Below are 20,469 nucleotides of genomic sequence, written 5' to 3'. Positions count from 1 at the left end.
CTTTAGTACATTATTTGTTTTATTTATGTTACAAAAATTAGCTTTTTTGATCTTGTTTTTGTCCTCGTTTTGGGTTTCGGCACAGAACGAGCAATTAGCTATGGACTATTTTGAAAAAGGCGAATTTCAAAAAGCACTGACATTATTTGAAGAAATTTCAACCAAGCAACCTTCCAATTATTTCTTCTTTCAAAAAGTTGTGGAGTGTTACCAACAATTACAACAATACGATAAAGCAGAAAACGCGATTACAAAAAGAAAAGACAAATACAACCAACCTCTGTTGTACATTGAATTAGGTTACAATTACCAACTTCAAAAAAATACGGATAAAGCAGAGAAAAATTACGAATTAGCCATCCAAGAAATTGAAAAGGAACCCAATTATGCCTACCAAATTGCTAATTCATTCGAAAAAAAAGTATTGTTACCTTGGGCATTAAAAACCTATGAAACCGCACAAAAGAAAAACCCTAATCTAAATTTCGATTACCAAATCGCGATGATTCAAGGGCAATTGGGTAATTTAGAAGTCATGCTGAATAAACTTTTAGATTATGGTTTCAATACGCCTGATGGAACTCCAATGGTACAAAATCAATTGACCCGCTTTTTAATGGATGATACCGATGGTTCTTTTGCAGCCACTATTCGAAAAAACTTATTGCTTAGAACGCAAAAGTCGCAAGACACATATTGGAACCAATTTTTGAGTTGGTTTTTTGTACAACAAAAAGAATACGGAAAAGCGTTTGTTCAGGAAAAAGCAGTTTTTAAAAGAAATCCCAACAGTTTTTACAACATAGTCACTTTAGGAAGTATGGCAATGGAAGAAAAACAATTTGAAGATGCCAAACTTATTTTAGAATTTGTTTTAGAAAATACGCAAGATTTGGAATTACAAATGAAAGCACATCATTTTCTAATTTCCATGGAAATGGAATCAGCAATTTCAAAAGATTATCCTGCAATTGATTTAAAACTTCAAGAGTTATTGAAAAAATATGGTATTAGTCCGTATTCGATAGACTTACAAATTCTTTCCGCTCATTTTAAAGCTTTTTATCTGAATCAATCGAAATTAGGAATTGAGTTGTTGCAGAACACCTTGAAACTTCCATTAAATGTGAGAGAACAATCAAAAGTGAAGATGGAATTGGCCGACATTATGGTGTATGATGAAAAATTCAATCAAGCCATTTTGTATTATGCACAAGTGGAAGACAATTTGAAAAATGATGTTTTAGCGCACGAAGCTAGTCTAAAATTAGCCAAAGCCAACTTCTACAAAAAAGATTTCGATTGGACCTTGCAACAAGTAAAAGTATTGAAACAATCCCCAAGTTTGTTAATTGCAAATGATGCGATTGAAATGTTTTTGCTTATTCAAGACAATTCGGCCGAAGACAGTTTACGAGTAGCACTTCAAGCCTATTCAACAGCGGATTTAAAATTGTATCAGAATAAAAAAGAAGAAGCGCTGCAACTCTTTCTAACCATTTTACAAAAACATAAAGGCGAAAGCATCGAAGAAGGAACCTTGTTCAAAGTTGGAAAAATTTATGAAGAAAAAGCAGATTACAACAAAGCCTTAACGTATTATCAAAATATTTTAGATAACCATAAGGACGGGATTTATAAGGATGAAGCTTTATTCTTTTCGGCAGAGATTTATAGAAAACATCTTTTAGAAAACGAAAAAGCTAAAGCATTATACGAAAAAGTGGTGTTAGAACATCCCGATAGTTTGTATTATACTGAAAGCAGAAAGCAATACAGAACGTTGCGAGGAGATTCGACGATTTAGGATTTAACTACAAAGACACAAAGAAAGCACAAGGGACACCAAGATTTTTTTAATTATTCCAATTTCTTAAATCCGTGTTCTAAAATTGATTTTTGAAATTGTACTTGAAATTGAAATTTATTAAAAATGATTATATACAACGTAACCATAAACGTAGACGAAAGCATTCATTCCGCTTGGTTAAAGTGGATGCAGCACAAACATATTAACGATGTTTTAGCGACTGGTTTATTTACCAATGCTAAAATGGTTCGAGTTTTAGTAGAAGAAGAAATGGGAGGCACCACTTATGCCGTTCAATATTTTACAGATTCTAGAGCGAAATTAGAAGACTATTACCAAAATCACGCGCCAAGATTACGCCAAGAAGGTTTAGAACTTTTTGCGGATAAAATGTTAGCTTTTAGAACGGAATTAGAGGTGATGGAAGAATTCTACGGAGAAACGAATTAAAATGGAAAAAGTAACCGCAAAAAAACACTTAGGACAACATTTCCTAAAAGATGAAAGCATCGCAAAGGATATTGCAGACACACTTTCGCTAGAAGGCTATTCTAAAATTTTGGAAATTGGTCCAGGAATGGGTGTTTTAACCAAATATTTATTAGACAAGCCAACCGAAACCTATGTAATTGAAATCGATAAAGAATCGGTGGAATATTTGGGCGTTCATTATCCTAAATTAGAAAATCATATCATTTCGAAAGACTTTTTAAAATACAATTTAAACGAAGTTTTCAATGGCGAACCTTTTGCTATAATTGGGAATTTCCCCTACAATATTTCGACTCAAATTGTATTCAAAACCTTAGAAATGCGTGATCAAATTCCAGAATTTGCTGGAATGTTTCAAAAAGAAGTTGCCGAAAGAATTTGCGAGAAAAAGGGAAGCAAAACCTATGGAATTTTATCGGTTTTAGCCCAAGCTTTTTATGAAGCAGAATATTTGTTTACCGTTCCACCAAGTGTTTTTAACCCACCGCCAAAAGTAGATTCTGGTGTATTACGATTGAGAAGAAAAGCAGATTATTCACTACCATGTGATGAAAAATTATTCTTTAATGTGGTAAAAACTGCTTTTAACCAAAGAAGGAAAACACTACGAAATAGCTTAAAATCGTTTAATTTCACTGATAATTTAAAAGAAGATAGTATCTTTGACCTACGTCCGGAGCAACTTTCGGTAGAACAATTTATTGAAATCACCCAAAAAATAGCAGCCGATGGAGTTTAAAATCAGCAGAGAATTTCTATCTGAAATAGAACAACTTATAAGTGAAAACAAATCACAAGAATTACTTTTACTTCTTGAAGATATTCACTTTGCTGATATTGCCGAAATCATGGAAGAACTCGATGATTATGGCGCTGCTTACATTTTTAACACCTTAGATTCTGAAAAAACAGCAGAAATTCTTCTAGAATTAGACGAAGAACTTCGTGAAAAAATCTTACGTAATTTATCTCCAAAAGAAATTGCAGAAGAAATTGACGAATTAAGTACCGATGACGCTGCCGACATTATTGCCGAATTACCGCAATACAAAAAAGAGCAGGTAATCTCAGAATTAGAAGACGTTGAACACGCCAAAGACATTGTCGACTTATTACGCTATGACGAAGATACCGCTGGCGGTTTGATGGGAAAAGAGCTGGTAAAAGTTAACGAAAATTGGAACGTTTTAACTTGTGTTAAAGAAATGCGTTCGCAAGCGGAAAACGTTACTCGAGTACATTCAATTTATGTGGTGGATGATGAAGAGCGATTAAAAGGACGTTTATCTTTAAAAGATTTATTAACTACCTCGACCAAAACCCCTATTAGCGAAGTGTACATCCGAAAGGTAGATTACGTAAAAGTAGATACAAAAGATGTTGAAGTTGCGCGAATTATGCAAAAGTACGACTTGGAAGCCATTCCGGTTGTAGATGAATTAGGCCGACTAGTAGGTAGAATTACTATTGACGACATCGTAGACGTAATCAAGGAAGAAGCCGACAAAGATTACCAGTTAGCAGCCGGTATTTCGCAAGACGTAGAAGCAGACGATAGCATTTTGCAATTAACTAAAGCGCGTTTACCATGGTTGGTTTTAGCCTTACTAGGAGGTTTTATATCGGTACATGTTTTGGGAATATTTGAACCCATAATGGCGGTTCACCCTGAGTTATTTTTCTTCACTCCATTGATTGCGGCAATGGCTGGAAATGTGGGAGTGCAATCTTCTGCGATTATAGTACAAGGTTTGGCAAATAATACGATTATCGGACCAATAATTGAACGATTATTAAAAGAATTATCCTTAAGTTTATTAAACGGATTAATTTTGGCTGCCATACTTCTTTTAGGAAGTTGCTTTTTACTAGGTTATGAAATTCATGTGGGCTATACCGTTGCTATTGCACTACTTTCTGTAATTATTATGGCTTCGTTAATTGGTACTTTTATTCCAATTATTTTAAATAAATATGGCATTGACCCAGCATTAGCAACAGGTCCTTTCATCACGACTAGTAACGACATCTTAGGAATTTTGACCTATTTTACGATAGCTAAGATTGTTTTGGGGATTTAGTATAATCACATTCTTCTGGAATCGTAAAAACTTTATTTATCTGAACTACTTTTACTAAAGTTTGTTTGAAAGTTATAGTACCTACGGTATCAACATAATATTTCATCTTTAGTAAACCATTAGGTAATTTAGAAGTTTCAACCCACTTATTATACTCGGTAGCGCGATACAAAAAAGGTTTAAAATTTTCGCTATTTCTATCGATAATATAGTGTATGGTTTTAATCTGCTTTCTTTTTTGATATTCTAAACTTTTATTACTTTTAATGGAATAATGAAAATACGTTGTATCATTAATTGTCGTATCTTGATGTTTAATAATATCATACTCTTTAGTCTTGTACTTAAACTTGTTTGAAAATCTATATACCGAATTACATTCATTTGAAAAAATCTCTGCTTTGTAAAACCTTTCTTTACTAACATTTGAGTTGATAATCAAGCCTTCGAAATCAATTAATTTCAATGAAGCATTTATCGAATCTTTATCAAAAGAAACAAAGGTGTGATAACTATTATCTTTTGAATTTGTTAAAACTACATTCGATTTAGTTTCTTTATCAGCAGAAATAGGATTGTCAAAAATTAATGCACAATCAAAGTGATATTTTTTTTGTGAAAAACCTAAACTTCCAACAAAACAAAATAACAATAGAAAAAAGTATCTCATAATCCTATATTTTCTTACAATTCTACAATTTTTTTTATTACTTCCCAACCTTTTTACTTATATTTAACTCTCCATTATAAACATTAAAGTTTACAGAAATGAAAAAAACATTAGCATTCGCTTTATTATGTTTTTCAGCAATCGTATTTGCTCAAAAACCTATTTTTACCTCCGCTAAAATTAAAAGCGCAACAGTTTACAGCAATTCGGCTGAATTATTACAATCGGCTTCTGTTACACTTCCTATGGGAACTAGCGAAATTGTTATTAAAAACGTTGCTGATTATATCAACGAAAATACAGTTCAAATTGGAGCACCTGCTAATGTTACCATATTATCAGTTCAATTTACTCGGAATTTTATTTCAGAATATGAAATTGACGAAAGCAATCCGATGATTAAAAAAGTGCGAGATAGCATTGTACTTATCGAAAAAGAAATGGGAAAAATTGCGAATGAAAAAGTGTCGTACTCCAAAACCATGGAACTATTAGATAAAAATCAAAATGTGGCGGGAGAAAATTCAGGTTTAAATGTCGCCGAATTAATCAAACTAGTAGATTATTACCGAGCAAAAAGAAATGAATTAAGCAATTCGGTTGATGTGCTAATCGAAAAGGAAAAAAAATTAAAAGACATACTTTCAAAACTGAATTCAAAACTAGAATTGAATACTCAAAAACAAGAGAAAACCTCACAAGGAAAATTAGTTTTACAAGTAATGACTGATGTTGCAAGTTCTGTAAATTTAGACATCAATTACCTAACAAACAACGCTTCTTGGTCACCCTTTTATGATTTGCGTGCCGATAACATTAATTCGCCAATCAATCTAATATACAAAGCCAAAGTAGTGCAAAATACCGGAATTGATTGGAAAAAAGTAAAATTAACACTTTCAAGCGGTAATCCAAATCAAAACAATACAGCGCCAATTTTACAGGCTTGGTTTCTACGATTTGGTTATCCAAGAACTTACGGATTTGATGATGGTGAAGTGCAATTAAATGAAGTTGTAGTTACTGGTTATAAAGCAAGTAAAAAAAATAAAGCAGAAACATCTATTTCAAATTACACAACCATAAATGAAAATCAATTAAACGTTTCTTTCGATATCGACATCCCATATGACATTTTATCGAATGGGAAAGCACATAGTGTAGCGCTGAAAGATTTGAAACTACCTGCCACATATAAATATTACGCCGTTCCAAAAGTAGAAAAAGAAGCCTTTTTATTAGCTGAAATTAATGATTATTCTAAATTCAACCTATTGCCTGGTGAAGCGAATATTATTTTTGAAGGTATGTACGTAGGCAAAACCATGATTAACCCAAATCAAACTTCGGATACTTTGAATTTGAGTATGGGAAGAGACAAAAAAATTGCCATCAAACGTGAAAAAATAGCAGATAAATCGGGAACTAAATTCTTATCAAGTTATAAAGAACAAACGTTTACATACGATATTACGGTGAAAAACAACAAAAAAGAAGCAATTGAAATGGTATTGAAAGATCAATATCCAATCAGCACTGATAAAGAAATCAGCATCGAATTATTAGATAACGGAAAAGCCAAAGTAAACACAGAAACTGGAATTTTAACTTGGGATGTAAAACTTGGTACTGGAGAAACCAAAAAATTCAGAATAAGTTATAAAATCAAATATCCGAAAGATAAAATCATAGATAACCTGTAAAATAGTCTCAGTTGACAGTCTCAGTTTTCAGTAATATACTGCTAACTGAGACCGAAAACTGTATACTATTAAGGTGCTGGATTTGGAATTAATTCCTGAATTTTCTCTATTTCAGCTACAATTTCATTTGATAAAATTGTATCAAAAGCAGCAATATTTTCCTGTAATTGTTCCATTGTAGTTGCACCAATAATTGTTGAAGTCACAAATTTTTGACGATGTACAAAAGCAATTGCCATTTGGGTTAATGTTAATCCGTTCGCTTCCGCTAATTCTTTGTATAATTTGGTAGCTCTGAAACAATTTTCATTGGTATAGCGAACGAAATTTGGAAACAATTTCATACGCGAATTCTCTGGATAGCCATTCAAATATTTTCCAGACAAAAATCCGAAACCTAATGGCGAATAGGCTAATAATCCAACATTTTCACGCATTCCAATTTCTGACAAACCTACTTCATACAAACGATTTAACAACGAAAACGGATTTTGTATTGTGGTAATTCTTGGTAAACCATGCTTTTCACTTTCCATTAGAAAACGCATCACACCCCACGGATTTTCATTAGAAACACCAATATGTTTGATTTTCCCTTCTTTGATTAATCCTTCGTAAACCGTTAAAACATCAAAAATATTGTCTTGCCATTTGGGATCAAGTTCCTGAACACCGCGTTTTTGAAACATGTTCATCACACGCTCTGGCCAATGCATTTGATATAAATCGATGTAATCGGTTTGAAGGTTTTTTAAACTCAATTCTACCGCTTCGTGGATACTTTTCTTAGAAAAATCCAAGGGTTGACGAATGTATTCCATGCCGCGATTAGGTCCAGCAATTTTAGTTGCTAAAACTAATTTCTCACGTTCCGATGGGCCAATTTTTTTAATCCAAGTTCCGATATAACGCTCTGTACTTCCAAAGATTTGAGCATTGCCACCGATGGGATACATTTCAGCCGTATCAATAAAATTAATTCCTTTTTCAAGAGCGTAATCCAATTGCGAATGCGATTCACTTTCGGTATTTTGATTCCCAAAAGTCATGGTTCCTAAACAGATTTTACTGACTTTTAGTTCGGTATTAGGTAGTGTTGTATAGTTCATTTCGGAAAATAAATATTTAAAGTTCAAAGTTACAAAGTTTACACCAAAGAAAAAGGCTTGAGTTTAAATCTCAAGCCTTTTTATCAATCTTTTATGAAATGTTATAGTTCATTTAACATTTTAGAAATCTCATCTAACTTAGGTGTTAAGATGATTTCGATTCTTCTGTTTTTTGCTTTACCTTCTGCCGTTTCATTACTCATTAATGGTGCATATTCACCACGACCTGCAGCTGTTAAGTTTTCTTTTTTTACTTTAGCATTGGCTGATAAAATATTTACGATAGCTGTAGCTCGTTTTGTAGATAAATCCCAGTTGTTCTCTACACCGCCGCCGATTGTTCCCGTAATTTTATCGTTATCGGTATGACCTTCAATTAAAACTGAAATCTCAGGATTGTCACCTAAAACTTTACCCACTAAATCCACCGCTTTTTTACCTTCTGCACCAACAGTCCAACTTCCCGATTCGAAAAGTAATTTGTTTTCCATAGAAACATATACTTTTCCGTCTCTTTCCGTTACAGTCAAACCTTTACCTTCAAATGCTTTTAACGATTTAGATAACGTTTCTTTTAATTTTTTCATCGCAGCATCTTTATCAGCCATCATTTTTTCTAACTCAGCTAATCGGGCAGAAGACGCTTCTAAATCTTTTTTCAGTTTATTTAAGCGCTCTTGTTCAGCAGATAATGCTTTTTGTTTAGCTTCTAACTCCGCTAACAATTGTCTGTTTTTATTAATGTTCGCTTCTAAAGCATCGTTACTATCTTTTTCAAGTGCTGCATAAGACGCTTTTAAATTGTCCAAATTCTTTTTGGTAGCAGCATATTCAGAAGCTAATTTATCGCGTTCTGCTTTTACTTTGTCTAATTCTGTTTGCAATCTATTTTTATCTGCTTCTAACTGATTTTTATCGGTTTTTAAAGCAGTATTTTCATCCGATAGGGTGTTGTGTTCCTTTTTTAAATCAGCATATTTGTTTTCTAAATCTTGGTAGATTTTTTTAGAAACGCACGATGTAGTTAAACTTAAAACTACACAAGCAAGGGCAATTTTTCTAATCATTATTTTTCTATTTTTGATTAATTGATTCTTATTTAATTTCAACTAAAACTGGGCAATGGTCAGAGTGCTTGACTTCTGGCAAAATTAAGGCTCTTTGAATTTTATCTTTCAAAGGTTCTGCCGCCAAACAATAATCGATTCTCCAACCTTTGTTATTATTTCGAGCATTTGCTCTGTAACTCCACCAACTGTAATTGTGTGGTTCTTTGTTTAAATGGCGAAAGGTATCGATAAAACCACTTTTCATAAACCCATCTAACCAAGCACGTTCTTCGGGTAAAAAACCAGAAATTTTTGCGTTTCGGATAGGATCATGAATATCAATGGCTTCATGACAAATATTATAATCGCCGCAAATTACCAAGTTGGGAACTTCTTTTTTCAACTCGTTTACATAGTTTTGAAAATCGTCCATATATTGGAATTTATGGTCTAATCTATCAATATTTGTGCCAGATGGAAGATACAAACTCATTACCGACAAGTCATCGAAATCCAATCGCAAATTTCTTCCTTCAGCATCCATGTAACCAATTCCTGTTCCATAAACGACATTCTTAGGTTCGATTTTGGATAAAACGGCTACACCACTATAGCCCTTTTTTTCTGCTGGAAAATAATATTGGTAGGGATAACCTGCAGCTTCAATTTCAAATTTTGGGATTTGATCTTCTGTAGCTTTAATTTCTTGAAGACAAATAACATCGGGATCTGCTTGTTGCAACCATTCTAAGAAACCTTTTGTAATGGCAGCTCGAATTCCGTTAACATTGTAAGATATAATTTTCATTTATTCTCGTAGCTTTTGACCAAATGTACTAAAAAGGTTTTTAATAATAAAGTCAAGGATTCACAGAATCCGTAACTCATTAAATATCAGACATAAAAAAATATATAACTTTAGCTTTTTATATTAAGCATCGAAACGATTATTAATTAAACATAATTATTATCTTTGTTTCTTGCTCAATAAACAAAATAATTGATGGGGTTAGTTACTGCTAAAGAAGTTGCAAAAGCAATAAATGCTGATAAATATGGGGTTTTCGGTACTTTTTCGGGCTGGTTGCTTATGAAAGTGCTCAAGATTTCTACATTAAATAAAATTTATGATAGAAATAAACATTTGAGCGATTTGGAATTTTTAAATGCCATTTTAGACGAATTCCAAATCAAATTTGAAATCCCTGAAGAAGATTTAAAACGTCTACCCAAAGAAGGACCTTACATTACCATTTCCAATCATCCACTTGGTGGTATTGATGGTATTTTATTATTGAAATTAATGTTAGAAAGAGAACCTAATTTCAAAATTATCGCCAATTTTTTACTGCACCGAATCGAACCGATGAAGCCGTACATCATGCCGGTTAATCCGTTTGAAAATCATAAAGATGCCAAATCAAGCGTAGTTGGAATCAAAGAAACATTACGCCATTTAAGCGATGGAAAGCCTTTAGGAATGTTTCCTGCAGGAGAAGTTTCAACTTATAAAGATGGTAAATTAGTAGTCGATAAACCTTGGGAAGAAGGCGCTATCAAAGTGATTAGAAAAGCACAAGTTCCTGTGGTTCCGATTTATTTTCATGCTAAGAACAGTAAATTATTTTACTTCTTATCTAAAATTGATGACACACTAAGAACCGCTAAATTACCAAGCGAATTACTTACTCAAAAAGATAGAATAATTAAAGTTCGCATTGGAAAACCTATTTCGGTAAACGAACAAAATGAATACCAAGATATTGAAAGTTATGGCGATTTTTTACGCAAGAAAACCTACATGCTTTCAAACGCTTTTGAAGATGAAAGCAAAATTAATTTACCAAAATTAAGTATTCCAAAACCTCCTAAACAAATTGCAAAGCCAGCAAATCATGACCAAATTTTGGAGGAAATGGCTTGTTTAAAAAAAGGAGATTATCGCCTATTACAAAGTAAAAATTATGAAGTTTATTTTGTAACGGCTGATAAAATTCCAAATATCTTACACGAAATTGGACGTTTGCGAGAAATTACATTTAGAGAAGTTGGTGAAGGGACGAACGAATCGTTAGATCTTGACAATTACGATAAATATTATCACCATATGTTTTTATGGGATGATGAGGCACAATGTATTGCTGGTGCATATCGAATGGGATTAGGTTCTCGCATTTATTCACAATACGGAATTGACGGATTTTATTTGCATGAATTGTTCCGTTTTGAACCAGAATTATACGATATGATGAGTAAATCTATCGAAATGGGTAGAGCATTCATCATTAAAGAATACCAACAAAAACCAATGCCTTTGTTCCTATTATGGAAGGGAATTGTACACACAACTTTACACTATCCAGAACATAAATATTTAATTGGTGGCGTAAGTATTAGTAATCAATTCTCGGATTTTTCAAAATCGTTGATGATTGAATTTATGAAGTCGCATTATTACGACCCGTACATTGCGCAATATGTTCACCCGAAAAAAGAATACAAAGTAAAACTGAAAGACGCCGACAAAGATTTCGTTTTCAACGAAACCGAAGCCGATTTGAATAAGTTTGACAAAATAATTGATGAAGTAGAACCAGGAAATTTACGTTTGCCAGTTTTAATTAAAAAATACATCAAACAAAACGCAAGAGTAGTGGCTTTTAATGTGGACCCATTATTCAACAATTCAGTTGATGGCTTAATGTACATTAAAATTGCAGATTTACCCGAAAGTACCGTGAAACCCGTTATGGAAGAATTTCAAGCGGAATTGGAAAGAAAAGAGAAAGGCTAATCAATTGATTAGCCTTTTGTTTTTATATAAATCTTACAAATCTTTTCCACAATAGTCTGAGCTAATTTCTGATGACTTTCAAAAGTCCAACCTGCTATATGTGGTGTTAATAATACGTTTTCTGCTTCTAAAAGATATTCGAAAGCGGCTGGTTTTTCACCTTCAAACAACGTTTCAAAAGATAGTTTTTCGTATTCCAAAACATCTAAACCTGCACCTAAAATTTTACCTGATTTCAAGGCTTCCACCAAATCAGCCGTTACAACCGAATTTCCTCTTGCGGTATTAATCAACCAAAATGGTTTTTTAAATTGATTAATAAAATCAGCCTTTATCATCTTATCAGTTTCAGGCGTCCAAGGTGTGTGTAAACTTAAAACATCAGCTCTTTCTTGAAGTTCAGATAATGAAACTTGAGTGGCATTAGCATCTCCCATGTTAGGTAAAATATCATGGCACAAAACGGTTACATCAAATCCGCGTAATTTTTTTGCGAATGATTTTCCCATGTTACCATAACCGATAATTCCGATGATTTTGCCTTCTAATTCGTGACCGCGATTGGCTTCACGTTTCCATTGACCTGATTTTACTTCGTTATTGGCTTTGTTCAAGTTATTAAAAAGTGACAACAACATTCCGATAGCGTGTTCGCCAACGGCATTTGCATTTCCCTCTGGAGCAGCGATTAAATGAATTCCTTTCGCTGTAGCGTAATCACAATCGATACTTTCTAAACCTGCGCCAACACGAGCGATGAATTGCAAATTAGTGGCTTTATCTAAAAAGGTTTTATCAATTTTAAAACGACTACGAATGACAATACCATGATAGTTTTCAATTTTAGCTTCTACTTCTTGTTTGGAGGAAGTAAAATCAGCTTCATTTTGAAAACCAGCTTGTTGTAATTGTTCCCAAAGTAAGGGATGATTGCTATCGATGTGAAGTATTTTGATGTTGTTTACATTCATATTTGTTACAAATATCTAAAAAAAATGAGGTCAACAAGACCCCATACTTTTTTAATTTAACCAAGATTCTGGATTTAATGTTGTAGTATTTTGTAATACTAAAAACTTAATCACGGCATTTCCTGAAGAATCGGTGTGAATTTTACCAATATTTTGCTTGATGCTAACTTTTTGTCCTTTTGAAACACTAACGGATGATAAATTCAAATATACCGTAATAAAATCCCCGTGCTGAATATATACTGCTTTATTGTTTGCCGAAATCACTTGAACTTGTAAAACATCTCCACCAAAAACAGCTCTTGCAGAAGCGCCTGGTTTGGTTGTAATTTCAACCCCACTGTTGTGTATAACCAAATTTTTATGAACAGGGTGTGGTTGATCTCCGTATTTTAATGAAATATACCCATCTGCAACTGGCCAAGGCAATTTACCTCGGTTAGCTTTAAAATTATCTGAAACCACTTTCCCTTCCGTTGTTAAAACAAATTTTGAAGCGGCTGTTGTTCCAGCTTTTGGCGCAGTTTTTCCAGTTTTTTCTGCGTTTCGTTTGTTTGCGGCTGCGATTTCTGCTGCAATTAATTTTTTAATTTTTGCATCGATAGCCTTAGCTTCTTTTTGTTTTTTATTTATTTCAGCAGTTAATTTCTTTTTATCTTTCTGAATTAAGGAGACTAAACGCTCTTGTTCCTTTTTCTCTTTTTCTAATTCTTGCTTTTCTTTTTCGGTTTGTTGCAGAACCACTTCTTTTTCTTTCTTACTTTCAGATAATCTTTTCTCGGATTCTGCTAATTTTTGCTGCTTTTCTTTAATTTCCTCTCCTTGCATTTTTCTGAAGTCAGCATATTGCTTCATGTACTGAATTCTTTTGTACGCTTGCAAAAAATTTTCTGAAGAAAGTATGAACATAATTCTACTTTGCTCATTTCTACTTTTGTATGATTTTACAATCATCTTTTCGTAATCTTCTTTTAGGACTTTCAATTCTCTATTTAACTTATTCATTTCTAATTGAGTTAAATAGATTTCATCCGTTAAAATGCGTGTTTGTTTTGCTGTTGTATTCAGTAACTTTTCACGCAATTGAATCAATTTTTTTTGTTGATTAATTTGTCCTAAAACTGATTTTTCTTTCTTTTTCTCAGCTTCCAAACGCAATCTGTTTTCGGAAATTTCTTTTAGAATTTGGGCTTTGCGTTCCTCTAGTTTTTGCTGTTCTGAAGGTTGAGCAAAACATAAGGTTGTGATAAAAAAGAAAAATAGAATTTTAAAGAATTGATTCATGCATCCAAGATTTTTACAAAGGTAGTTTTTTTAGTTTAAAAAAAATTAATCGATTTCAACTTTAGAATAACCATTAGGTATTGAATAAGGATAACTCAAATTTTCATCAAATGTTGTGTGTTTGAATACAATATCAATAGAAACTTGATCTTTTTGTTCGGCTTTAATGTTGATTTCATTTGGTAAAAACATCCCCTTATCTTCCTTAAAGGATGGGTAATGAATTTCTAAATTTCGATTTTTACTTGCTTGAACTATTGTTTCTTTTTTCAATAAATAATTGGCTCCTTCAAAATAAAATTCTTTTGTAATATCAGCATTATTAGGAAGCGATAATTTAAACATATTCTCCACTACTTCAGAAACCCAACGTTCTTTAGTTAAGTCATCTATAGCTTTTCCTAAAAACAAATTTTGTACTTTATTAAAATCTAAATCGGTTCCTAACCAACTGCTCAATACGCTAAAATCACCTTCAAAATAGGAATTATTTATCTTTTCATAATAACTTACTTTTGTAGGAGTTATCATCGCTTTTGCCATAGGAATTCCTAAGAACTTAATGTTTATCCAAATAATTTCATCTTTCTTGATGCGAATATCCGCATTCATAGAATGTGATTGTTTGGCATCCTCATATTTGGCATTAGCTCTTATGCTTAAAGTTTTAAAATCTTGTTGGTTGTTGTAATGACCTTTAATTACTTTAAAAACTTCAGTATTTTCACTTGCAGCAGCAGTAGCTACGGCTTGTTTAGATTTACATCCTATTAAAAAAAAGACTAAAAAGGCTGATAATATCGACTTCATTTATTTTTGTAATTGCTTTAACTTGTTGGTATACACTTGCTTTTTAGCATTATCATTTAAATTTTCGCAACTGATAATTAACTGTTTGTAAAAATTAGCTTCTAATGATGGATTTTCCACTACAAAATCTAAGCCGTTTTCAAGATTGTTTTTAGCTTTTTTATATTCTTTTAGTTGGTTATATCCTAAACCCGCATAAAAATAAAATCCTGATTGCGTGGGAAAAGACTCTAAATATTCTTCTGATTTTTTTGTTACCAACAGAAAATCTTGCTTCTGAATTAACACTTCTAAATACAATTCCATTGCATCTATATCATCCGAATTTTTTTTAAGCGCTTTTTCAAAATAGTAAGCTGTTTTTTCTAAATCGTTCTTTTTCCAGAAAAATTTAGCTACTTCTTTGGCTACATTGATTTCTTTGTCGTTATCAAAATACGGAATTGCTTTATCGATTTCTTTTAAATAGGTTGAATTTTTAACTGCAAAAATTAAAAACTCATTAAAAACACGATGTTTGATTTTTAAATCCATTCGATCGTTTTCCAAAACTTTGAACATGGATTTTGAAGCGTTTTCTCCGTCGTTATTATTCAAATGAAATTTCACCAAACTCACATGAGCCCAATCAGAACTTGGGATTTCTCTTTCCAATTGTTTCGCTACCTCAAATGCTTTTTCTTCTTGATTTAAATTCGTGTAAAAAACAATCAGATCGATATAATTTTGTTCCACTTTAGGATTTTTTTTAATCGCATCTTCCAATTGTTCTTTTTGTGGCTTAGCAAGTTTATTTGTTTCCTGTAATCTTAGCTTATAGAATTCCATTGTACGTGTCAATTTTGAAGATGACTCCATATTATTCAATAACTCTAAGGCTTTCGCGTGCTGATTAGTATTCATGTAAAGCGAAACCAAATCTTCTTTCATGTTGGCATCAAACTCAATTAATTTCTCTACAATCGGAATCGATTTTTGAAAATCTTTCGTTTGATAATACACATCATACAAACCATTCCAATACCAACGTTGCTTGTTGTCTAACTCGACTGCTTTTTTAAAGGCACTTTCAGCATCAACATAGTTTTTTAGGCTCAAATAATTTTTACCTAACTCATATTGAAAAGCGGCGTTAGTAGGTTCTTTTTCAATACATTTTTGAATGGCTACTATAGCTTTATCGTAATTTTCGATGCCACGTTGCTTCATGGCTTCGTAAAAATTATTTTCCAGTTGGTCGTCCACCAAAGCAATTGCATCGGGATTGTCTTGTGCAAACAAGTGATTCCCAAAACTAAAAAGCAGGAACGCCAAAAAAGCTATGTGTGTTTTCTTTATCATCTATTCTAAAACCGAATAATCTCCAATACTAATACTTGTAAAATTGCCATCAAAAGATTCTTATTGCTTTAATTTTTGAATAAGGTTTAAAATCCTTTAATTCTAATTCAACCATATCACCTGTCATTAAATCTTTTTTACCAATATAATCTTTTTCATTAAGCAAAAATTGAATCTCTAAATCTTTAGATTGTATTACATAATTATTACTAATATATGTGTACCAAATAAAATAGTTTGGATATTCTTTAATAAAATCTTCAATAGTAGATGATGCACCGATGTTTTCTTTAGTTTTAAACTTTTTACTTTTTATTAAAATTTCAGAAATTCTATCATTAAAATTTTGATTTTCTAAATCATAAACAAAACTCACCTCAAATAACGTATCTTTATTATGCAATATTTTAACTATTGGTTCTACATTTCCTTCTTCAACTAATTTATGAGATTTAAAATACTCATATTTGTTTATTTTATCGGGTAAATTCTCGCCAATTTTTATACCTGAAACGCCCTTTTTATAAATTAAAAAATCATTGTTGGTTGATATGGTTTTTTGTTTGTAGTTATTTTCAATTTTTAAAGTTGTTTTTTTATTGTCTTTATTACAACTAATTAAAGCCATTAGTAAACTCAATGATGAAAAAATCATCACCAATTTTAAGTGCTTTTTATTTACACTACAAATTCCTAAACTCATTTTTTTAATGCTCAATTAAACATTGTAATACAAAACTTCAAAACATTATTCTAAAACCGAATAATCACCAATACTTATACTTGTAAAATTGCCATCAAAATTCACATGATTTCCTATCATTGCATTATCTAGATTGGCATTTTTGATATGTGCGTGAGTTTGAATCAAACTATTTTTTATTGTTGAATCAATAACATGACATCCTTTTCCTAATGAAACATTTGGACCTACGGTTGCATTAATCAAAACTACATCTTCCCCTATATAACATGGTGGAATAATAGTTGAATTCTCTAATTTCACATCAGCCGAAACTAAATTTTCTCCATCGTTATATAAAAAACCTAACATTCTAGTATTGGTTTCTACTGTAACATCTTTATTTCCACAATCCATCCACTCGTCTACCTGTCCTGGTACAAATTTCATGCCTTTTGCCATCATTTGTTTAATACCATCATTAATTTGGTATTCGCCACCGTGAATGATGTTGTTGTCTAATACCGATTGTAATTCGTTTTTCAAAACCGCAATATCTTTAAAATAGTAAATTCCGATTACGGCTAAATCGGATACAAATTCTTTAGGTTTCTCTACCAATTCGATAATTTCACCTTTTTCATTTAAGTTTACCACACCAAAAGCTTCAGGTTGGTCGACTTGTTTTACCCAAATTACGCTATCGGCAGTTGTGTCTAAATCAAAATCCGCACGAATTAACGTATCCGCATAAGCGATAACCGCTGGACCTTCCAATGAATCTTTCGCACACATAATCGCGTGACCCGTTCCTAGTGCTTCGTTTTGATAGTAAATGGTTCCTCTTGCTCCTAATTTTTGGGCAATAGCAATTAAATCTGCTTCTACTTGTTTACCAAAACTCTCATGAATAATAAACGCCACTTCGTCTATTTTCTGATTTAAAACGCCAGCAATATCCTCTACTAATCGGTGAACGATAGGTTTTCCTGCTACTGGAATTAATGGTTTTGGAACGGTTAAGGTATGTGGACGAAGGCGTGAACCACGACCTGCCATAGGTACAATTATTTTCATGATATATTTTTATTTTAAATGCAAAGTTCGCTAAGATTCTATTTTGATATTTTTTCTGAACACTTTATACTTGAGACTTCGACTCCGCTCAGTCAGACAAACTGCTAACTGGGGCTGAACACTGAACACTTTACTTCACTCCCGTACTACCAAAACCGCCTTCTCCTCTAGAAGTTTCTGACAATTCGGTTACTTCAATCCATTCTGCTCTTTCGTGTTTGGCGATAATTAATTGGGCGATTCTTTCTCCGTTTTCGATGACAAAATCTTCATTGGATAAATTTACTAAAATCACACCAATTTCTCCTCGGTAATCCGCATCAATTGTTCCGGGTGAATTTAACACTGTGATTCCTTTCTTAGCTGCCAAACCGCTTCTTGGACGTACTTGTGCTTCGTAACCTATTGGCAATTCAATGAAAAGTCCGGTTTTTACGATGGTTCTTTCTAGTGATTTTAAAGTGATGGGTTCTGAAATATTCGCACGTAAATCCATTCCTGCTGAAGCGATAGTTTCGTAGTTAGGTAACTCGTGATTGGATTTATTGATAATTTTGATTTGCATTTTTAATTCTTTTTTTTTGGAACACAGATTTTAGAAATTGGAGAAATTCTTACCAAATCTATAATTCAAAGTTATTATTTTCTTCTGATAATCGTTAAAATGGTTTCTTTTTCGTTTCGGTACACAAAGTAAGCAAAAAACAAGATAGCTGCAATTCCAAAGACATAAGTTTCGCGTAAAATGGGCACATAAAATGAAATTCCAGAAAGTACTATCGCTAATCCTAAATAAGTAAAAATGGATTTCTTATCGTATGGAATTGGATATTTTTTTTGTCCCATGTAATACGAAATAAACATCATGGTTCCGTAAGCCAAAATGGTAGCAATTGCAGAACCCACATAACTGATGAATGGAATTAAAATCAAGTTTAAAACTAAAGTTACTATAGCTCCAACAATTGAAATATAAGCTCCCACTCTAGTTTTATCGATTAATTTGTACCAAATGGATAAATTGGTGTAAATACCTAAAAAGAAATTAGCCAACACAATTAATGGAACCACATCCATCGCATCCCAATATGTTTCTTTCGGCACCAAAATCAATTTCAAAATATCGGCAAAAACAATAACGCCTAAGCAAATAAACGAACCAAAAATGACAAAATACTTGGTAATCGTAGCGTAGGTTTGAGGTGCATTTTCATTCTTAGCATGACTAAAGAAAAACGGTTCAATTCCTAAAGAATAAGCGGTTCGGAACAACACCATAAACATCCCTATTTTATAACAAGCGGAATAGGCTCCAATATCAGCCATATCGACTTGCATCCAATCCAATAAGATTTTATCGAAATGTTCGTTGATTGCGAATGCAATTCCGGCTACTAAAATGGGTAAACCGTATTTCATCATTTTCTTCCACAAGTCAGCATCAAATTGCCATTTGATTTTGAAATAATCGGGTAAAACGAATAATAATGTTACTAAACTTGCGATTAAACTTGAAACGAAAATATAACCAATTTGAAAATTCTCAAAATAGATAGATTGTACTATTATACTATCTGTATTTTCAGCCCATTTTGGTAAAAAAGCTAAGAAGAAAACATTTAAAGATAAATTGATTACAACATTAAATATTTTAATAAAAGCGTATTTCACAGGACGGCTTTCGGCTCTAATTTTAGAAAATGGAATAATCGCTAGTGCATCTAAAGCTAAAATCCAAATCGTGAAAACGATGTATTCTACCTTAATTTCTGACCAAAGCGCTAAGTTATTTCGGAACAAGAGAAACAAGGCTAAGAATCCAATTGTTGACCATAAGATAGAAATTGAAGAGGTTGAAATTACTTTTCCTTTGTTCTCTTCCGAATTATAAAATCGAAAAAAAGCCGTTTCCATTCCATAAGATAAAACTACATTGAAAAAAACTAAATATGAAAAAATTACAGAAACTTCGCCATATTCTTTGTTTGGCAAATAATCTGTATATAATCGTACCAGCAGAAAACTAAGCATTCTTGGCAAAACTGTTGCCAATCCATAGATTAAGGTTTGTTTAAAAAGGCTTTTTCCTGAACTCAAATTACTTAATTTTTATTTAACAAATGTAGTTAAAACTTAGGTTTTAGCGAAGCATATCCAAGATTAGATTCGGTTACTTCAAGTATTTCACAAAATGAAACCCTTTGGGAACAAATCCGTGATTCATGTAGAATTTTTGGGCTCCAAAATTGGTCGTGTAAGCATCTAAAGCTATCATGTTACAATCTTCATCAATGGCTTTTTGATTGAGATAATTCGTCATAATACTTCCTATTCCTTTAGAACGAAAATCTTCATGTACGACCACATTATCCATTTCTAAGTATTTTCCGCACCACAATTTTGTTCCAATCCAAAATCCTGCCAAACCCATTGTGATTCCGTTTTCGACTACAATTAATTGTTTATAATTGTGCGGAATCATTTTGTCTAGCAAATTCCCATAAATTTCAAGCGTATAATCAGGATACAACTGTTGAATGATAGGCAATTGCTCTAACATTTCGGCTTTAGTTCCTAATTCTATTAACTGTGACAT

At 32.5% G+C, this 20,469-nt stretch carries 19 protein-coding genes; 6 read left to right on the top strand and 13 right to left on the bottom strand.

Annotated elements, in window-relative coordinates; all coding sequences use genetic code 11:
* The first annotated feature begins 25 nt into the window (after window positions 1-25).
* The 4 genes from NAT47_RS04185 (at window position 26) to mgtE (ending at window position 4,383) form a co-directional block, all read left to right on the top strand.
* Window positions 26-1,807 carry a tetratricopeptide repeat protein gene (locus tag NAT47_RS04185; protein ID WP_250580582.1) on the top strand — a complete coding sequence of 594 codons (1,782 nt, stop codon included), beginning with the start codon at window positions 26-28 and terminating at the stop codon, window positions 1,805-1,807.
* 126 nt (window positions 1,808-1,933) lie between these two features.
* Complete coding sequence (locus NAT47_RS04180) at window positions 1,934-2,260, top strand: DUF4286 family protein (protein WP_250580580.1); 327 nt, start codon at window positions 1,934-1,936, stop codon at window positions 2,258-2,260.
* Window position 2,261: 1 nt separating this feature from the next.
* The gene (gene rsmA / locus NAT47_RS04175) at window positions 2,262-3,041 is read left to right on the top strand and encodes a 16S rRNA (adenine(1518)-N(6)/adenine(1519)-N(6))-dimethyltransferase RsmA (protein ID WP_250580578.1); all 780 of its coding nucleotides are present in this window, start codon (window positions 2,262-2,264) and stop codon (window positions 3,039-3,041) included.
* Window positions 3,031-4,383, top strand: coding sequence for a magnesium transporter (gene mgtE, locus NAT47_RS04170; protein ID WP_250580576.1), 1,353 nt, complete (start codon window positions 3,031-3,033; stop codon window positions 4,381-4,383). The genes rsmA and mgtE overlap by 11 nt, the downstream gene beginning before the upstream one ends.
* Here mgtE and NAT47_RS04165 read toward each other — a convergent pair.
* Window positions 4,361-5,053, bottom strand: a complete 693-nt coding sequence (locus tag NAT47_RS04165) for a hypothetical protein (RefSeq protein ID WP_250580572.1) — start codon at window positions 5,051-5,053, stop codon at window positions 4,361-4,363. The genes mgtE and NAT47_RS04165 overlap by 23 nt on opposite strands.
* A 98-nt stretch (window positions 5,054-5,151) precedes the next feature.
* On the opposite strand from NAT47_RS04165, the gene NAT47_RS04160 reads away from it, so the two are divergent.
* Window positions 5,152-6,756 (top strand): DUF4139 domain-containing protein, encoded by a 1,605-nt coding sequence (locus tag NAT47_RS04160; protein WP_250580570.1) that lies wholly within the window; start codon window positions 5,152-5,154, stop codon window positions 6,754-6,756.
* A 68-nt stretch (window positions 6,757-6,824) separates the two neighbouring features.
* On the opposite strand, the gene NAT47_RS04155 is transcribed toward NAT47_RS04160, so the two are convergent.
* The 3 genes from NAT47_RS04155 to NAT47_RS04145 all read right to left on the bottom strand — a co-directional run bounded on the left by NAT47_RS04155 (window position 6,825) and on the right by NAT47_RS04145 (window position 9,722).
* Window positions 6,825-7,865, bottom strand: coding sequence for an aldo/keto reductase (locus NAT47_RS04155; RefSeq protein WP_250580569.1), 1,041 nt, complete (start codon window positions 7,863-7,865; stop codon window positions 6,825-6,827).
* 101 nt (window positions 7,866-7,966) lie between these two features.
* Entirely contained in the window at window positions 7,967-8,932 is a 966-nt protein-coding gene (locus NAT47_RS04150) for an OmpA/MotB family protein (RefSeq protein ID WP_250580568.1), read from the bottom strand.
* A 28-nt stretch (window positions 8,933-8,960) separates the two neighbouring features.
* The gene (locus tag NAT47_RS04145) at window positions 8,961-9,722 is read right to left on the bottom strand and encodes an exodeoxyribonuclease III (RefSeq protein WP_250580567.1); all 762 of its coding nucleotides are present in this window, start codon (window positions 9,720-9,722) and stop codon (window positions 8,961-8,963) included.
* 195 nt (window positions 9,723-9,917) lie between these two features.
* On the opposite strand from NAT47_RS04145, the gene NAT47_RS04140 reads away from it, so the two are divergent.
* Complete coding sequence (locus NAT47_RS04140) at window positions 9,918-11,708, top strand: GNAT family N-acyltransferase (RefSeq protein ID WP_250580561.1); 1,791 nt, start codon at window positions 9,918-9,920, stop codon at window positions 11,706-11,708.
* A gap of 8 nt (window positions 11,709-11,716) precedes the next feature.
* Here the strand turns inward: NAT47_RS04140 and NAT47_RS04135 are convergent, their stop codons facing one another.
* The 9 genes from NAT47_RS04135 to NAT47_RS04095 form a co-directional block, all read right to left on the bottom strand.
* The gene (locus tag NAT47_RS04135; RefSeq protein WP_250580559.1) at window positions 11,717-12,679 is read right to left on the bottom strand and encodes a 2-hydroxyacid dehydrogenase; all 963 of its coding nucleotides are present in this window, start codon (window positions 12,677-12,679) and stop codon (window positions 11,717-11,719) included.
* 51 nt (window positions 12,680-12,730) lie between these two features.
* Window positions 12,731-13,963 (bottom strand): murein hydrolase activator EnvC family protein, encoded by a 1,233-nt coding sequence (locus NAT47_RS04130; RefSeq protein ID WP_250580557.1) that lies wholly within the window; start codon window positions 13,961-13,963, stop codon window positions 12,731-12,733.
* Window positions 13,964-14,008: 45 nt separating this feature from the next.
* Window positions 14,009-14,773, bottom strand: a complete 765-nt coding sequence (locus tag NAT47_RS04125) for a DUF4292 domain-containing protein (protein ID WP_250580555.1) — start codon at window positions 14,771-14,773, stop codon at window positions 14,009-14,011.
* The gene (locus NAT47_RS04120) at window positions 14,774-16,114 is read right to left on the bottom strand and encodes a tetratricopeptide repeat protein (RefSeq protein WP_250580553.1); all 1,341 of its coding nucleotides are present in this window, start codon (window positions 16,112-16,114) and stop codon (window positions 14,774-14,776) included.
* A 49-nt stretch (window positions 16,115-16,163) separates the two neighbouring features.
* Window positions 16,164-16,817: a hypothetical protein gene (locus tag NAT47_RS04115; protein ID WP_250580551.1), complete on the bottom strand. Its 654-nt coding sequence runs from the start codon at window positions 16,815-16,817 to the stop codon at window positions 16,164-16,166.
* A 45-nt stretch (window positions 16,818-16,862) separates the two neighbouring features.
* Window positions 16,863-17,873: a sugar phosphate nucleotidyltransferase gene (locus NAT47_RS04110; RefSeq protein ID WP_250580548.1), complete on the bottom strand. Its 1,011-nt coding sequence runs from the start codon at window positions 17,871-17,873 to the stop codon at window positions 16,863-16,865.
* Window positions 17,874-18,003: 130 nt separating this feature from the next.
* Window positions 18,004-18,438 carry a dUTP diphosphatase gene (gene dut, locus NAT47_RS04105; protein ID WP_250580547.1) on the bottom strand — a complete coding sequence of 145 codons (435 nt, stop codon included), beginning with the start codon at window positions 18,436-18,438 and terminating at the stop codon, window positions 18,004-18,006.
* 74 nt (window positions 18,439-18,512) lie between these two features.
* Window positions 18,513-19,970, bottom strand: coding sequence for a lipopolysaccharide biosynthesis protein (locus tag NAT47_RS04100; protein ID WP_250580545.1), 1,458 nt, complete (start codon window positions 19,968-19,970; stop codon window positions 18,513-18,515).
* 73 nt (window positions 19,971-20,043) lie between these two features.
* Window positions 20,044-20,469 (bottom strand): GNAT family N-acetyltransferase, encoded by a 426-nt coding sequence (locus NAT47_RS04095; RefSeq protein ID WP_250580543.1) that lies wholly within the window; start codon window positions 20,467-20,469, stop codon window positions 20,044-20,046.

It is taken from the genome of Flavobacterium fragile, assembly GCF_023634865.1.
GTDB classification, from domain to species: domain Bacteria; phylum Bacteroidota; class Bacteroidia; order Flavobacteriales; family Flavobacteriaceae; genus Flavobacterium; species Flavobacterium fragile.
The sequence above is the reverse complement of the archived record's forward strand: the minus strand, read 5'-3'. Positions and strand labels throughout refer to the sequence as shown.

Coding starts and splice junctions, on each gene's coding strand:
- NAT47_RS04110 (WP_250580548.1), bottom strand. CDS start 17,873: ATGAAAATAATTGTACCTATGGCAGGTCGTGGTTCACGCCTTCGTCCA.
- NAT47_RS04145 (WP_250580567.1), bottom strand. CDS start 9,722: ATGAAAATTATATCTTACAATGTTAACGGAATTCGAGCTGCCATTACA.
- NAT47_RS04155 (WP_250580569.1), bottom strand. CDS start 7,865: ATGAACTATACAACACTACCTAATACCGAACTAAAAGTCAGTAAAATC.
- NAT47_RS04130 (WP_250580557.1), bottom strand. CDS start 13,963: ATGAATCAATTCTTTAAAATTCTATTTTTCTTTTTTATCACAACCTTA.
- NAT47_RS04140 (WP_250580561.1), top strand. CDS start 9,918: ATGGGGTTAGTTACTGCTAAAGAAGTTGCAAAAGCAATAAATGCTGAT.
- NAT47_RS04125 (WP_250580555.1), bottom strand. CDS start 14,773: ATGAAGTCGATATTATCAGCCTTTTTAGTCTTTTTTTTAATAGGATGT.
- NAT47_RS04150 (WP_250580568.1), bottom strand. CDS start 8,932: ATGATTAGAAAAATTGCCCTTGCTTGTGTAGTTTTAAGTTTAACTACA.
- NAT47_RS04185 (WP_250580582.1), top strand. CDS start 26: ATGTTACAAAAATTAGCTTTTTTGATCTTGTTTTTGTCCTCGTTTTGG.
- dut (WP_250580547.1), bottom strand. CDS start 18,438: ATGCAAATCAAAATTATCAATAAATCCAATCACGAGTTACCTAACTAC.
- NAT47_RS04180 (WP_250580580.1), top strand. CDS start 1,934: ATGATTATATACAACGTAACCATAAACGTAGACGAAAGCATTCATTCC.
- mgtE (WP_250580576.1), top strand. CDS start 3,031: ATGGAGTTTAAAATCAGCAGAGAATTTCTATCTGAAATAGAACAACTT.
- NAT47_RS04120 (WP_250580553.1), bottom strand. CDS start 16,114: ATGATAAAGAAAACACACATAGCTTTTTTGGCGTTCCTGCTTTTTAGT.
- rsmA (WP_250580578.1), top strand. CDS start 2,262: ATGGAAAAAGTAACCGCAAAAAAACACTTAGGACAACATTTCCTAAAA.
- NAT47_RS04135 (WP_250580559.1), bottom strand. CDS start 12,679: ATGAATGTAAACAACATCAAAATACTTCACATCGATAGCAATCATCCC.
- NAT47_RS04115 (WP_250580551.1), bottom strand. CDS start 16,817: ATGAGTTTAGGAATTTGTAGTGTAAATAAAAAGCACTTAAAATTGGTG.
- NAT47_RS04095 (WP_250580543.1), bottom strand. CDS start 20,469: ATGTCACAGTTAATAGAATTAGGAACTAAAGCCGAAATGTTAGAGCAA.
- NAT47_RS04160 (WP_250580570.1), top strand. CDS start 5,152: ATGAAAAAAACATTAGCATTCGCTTTATTATGTTTTTCAGCAATCGTA.
- NAT47_RS04165 (WP_250580572.1), bottom strand. CDS start 5,053: ATGAGATACTTTTTTCTATTGTTATTTTGTTTTGTTGGAAGTTTAGGT.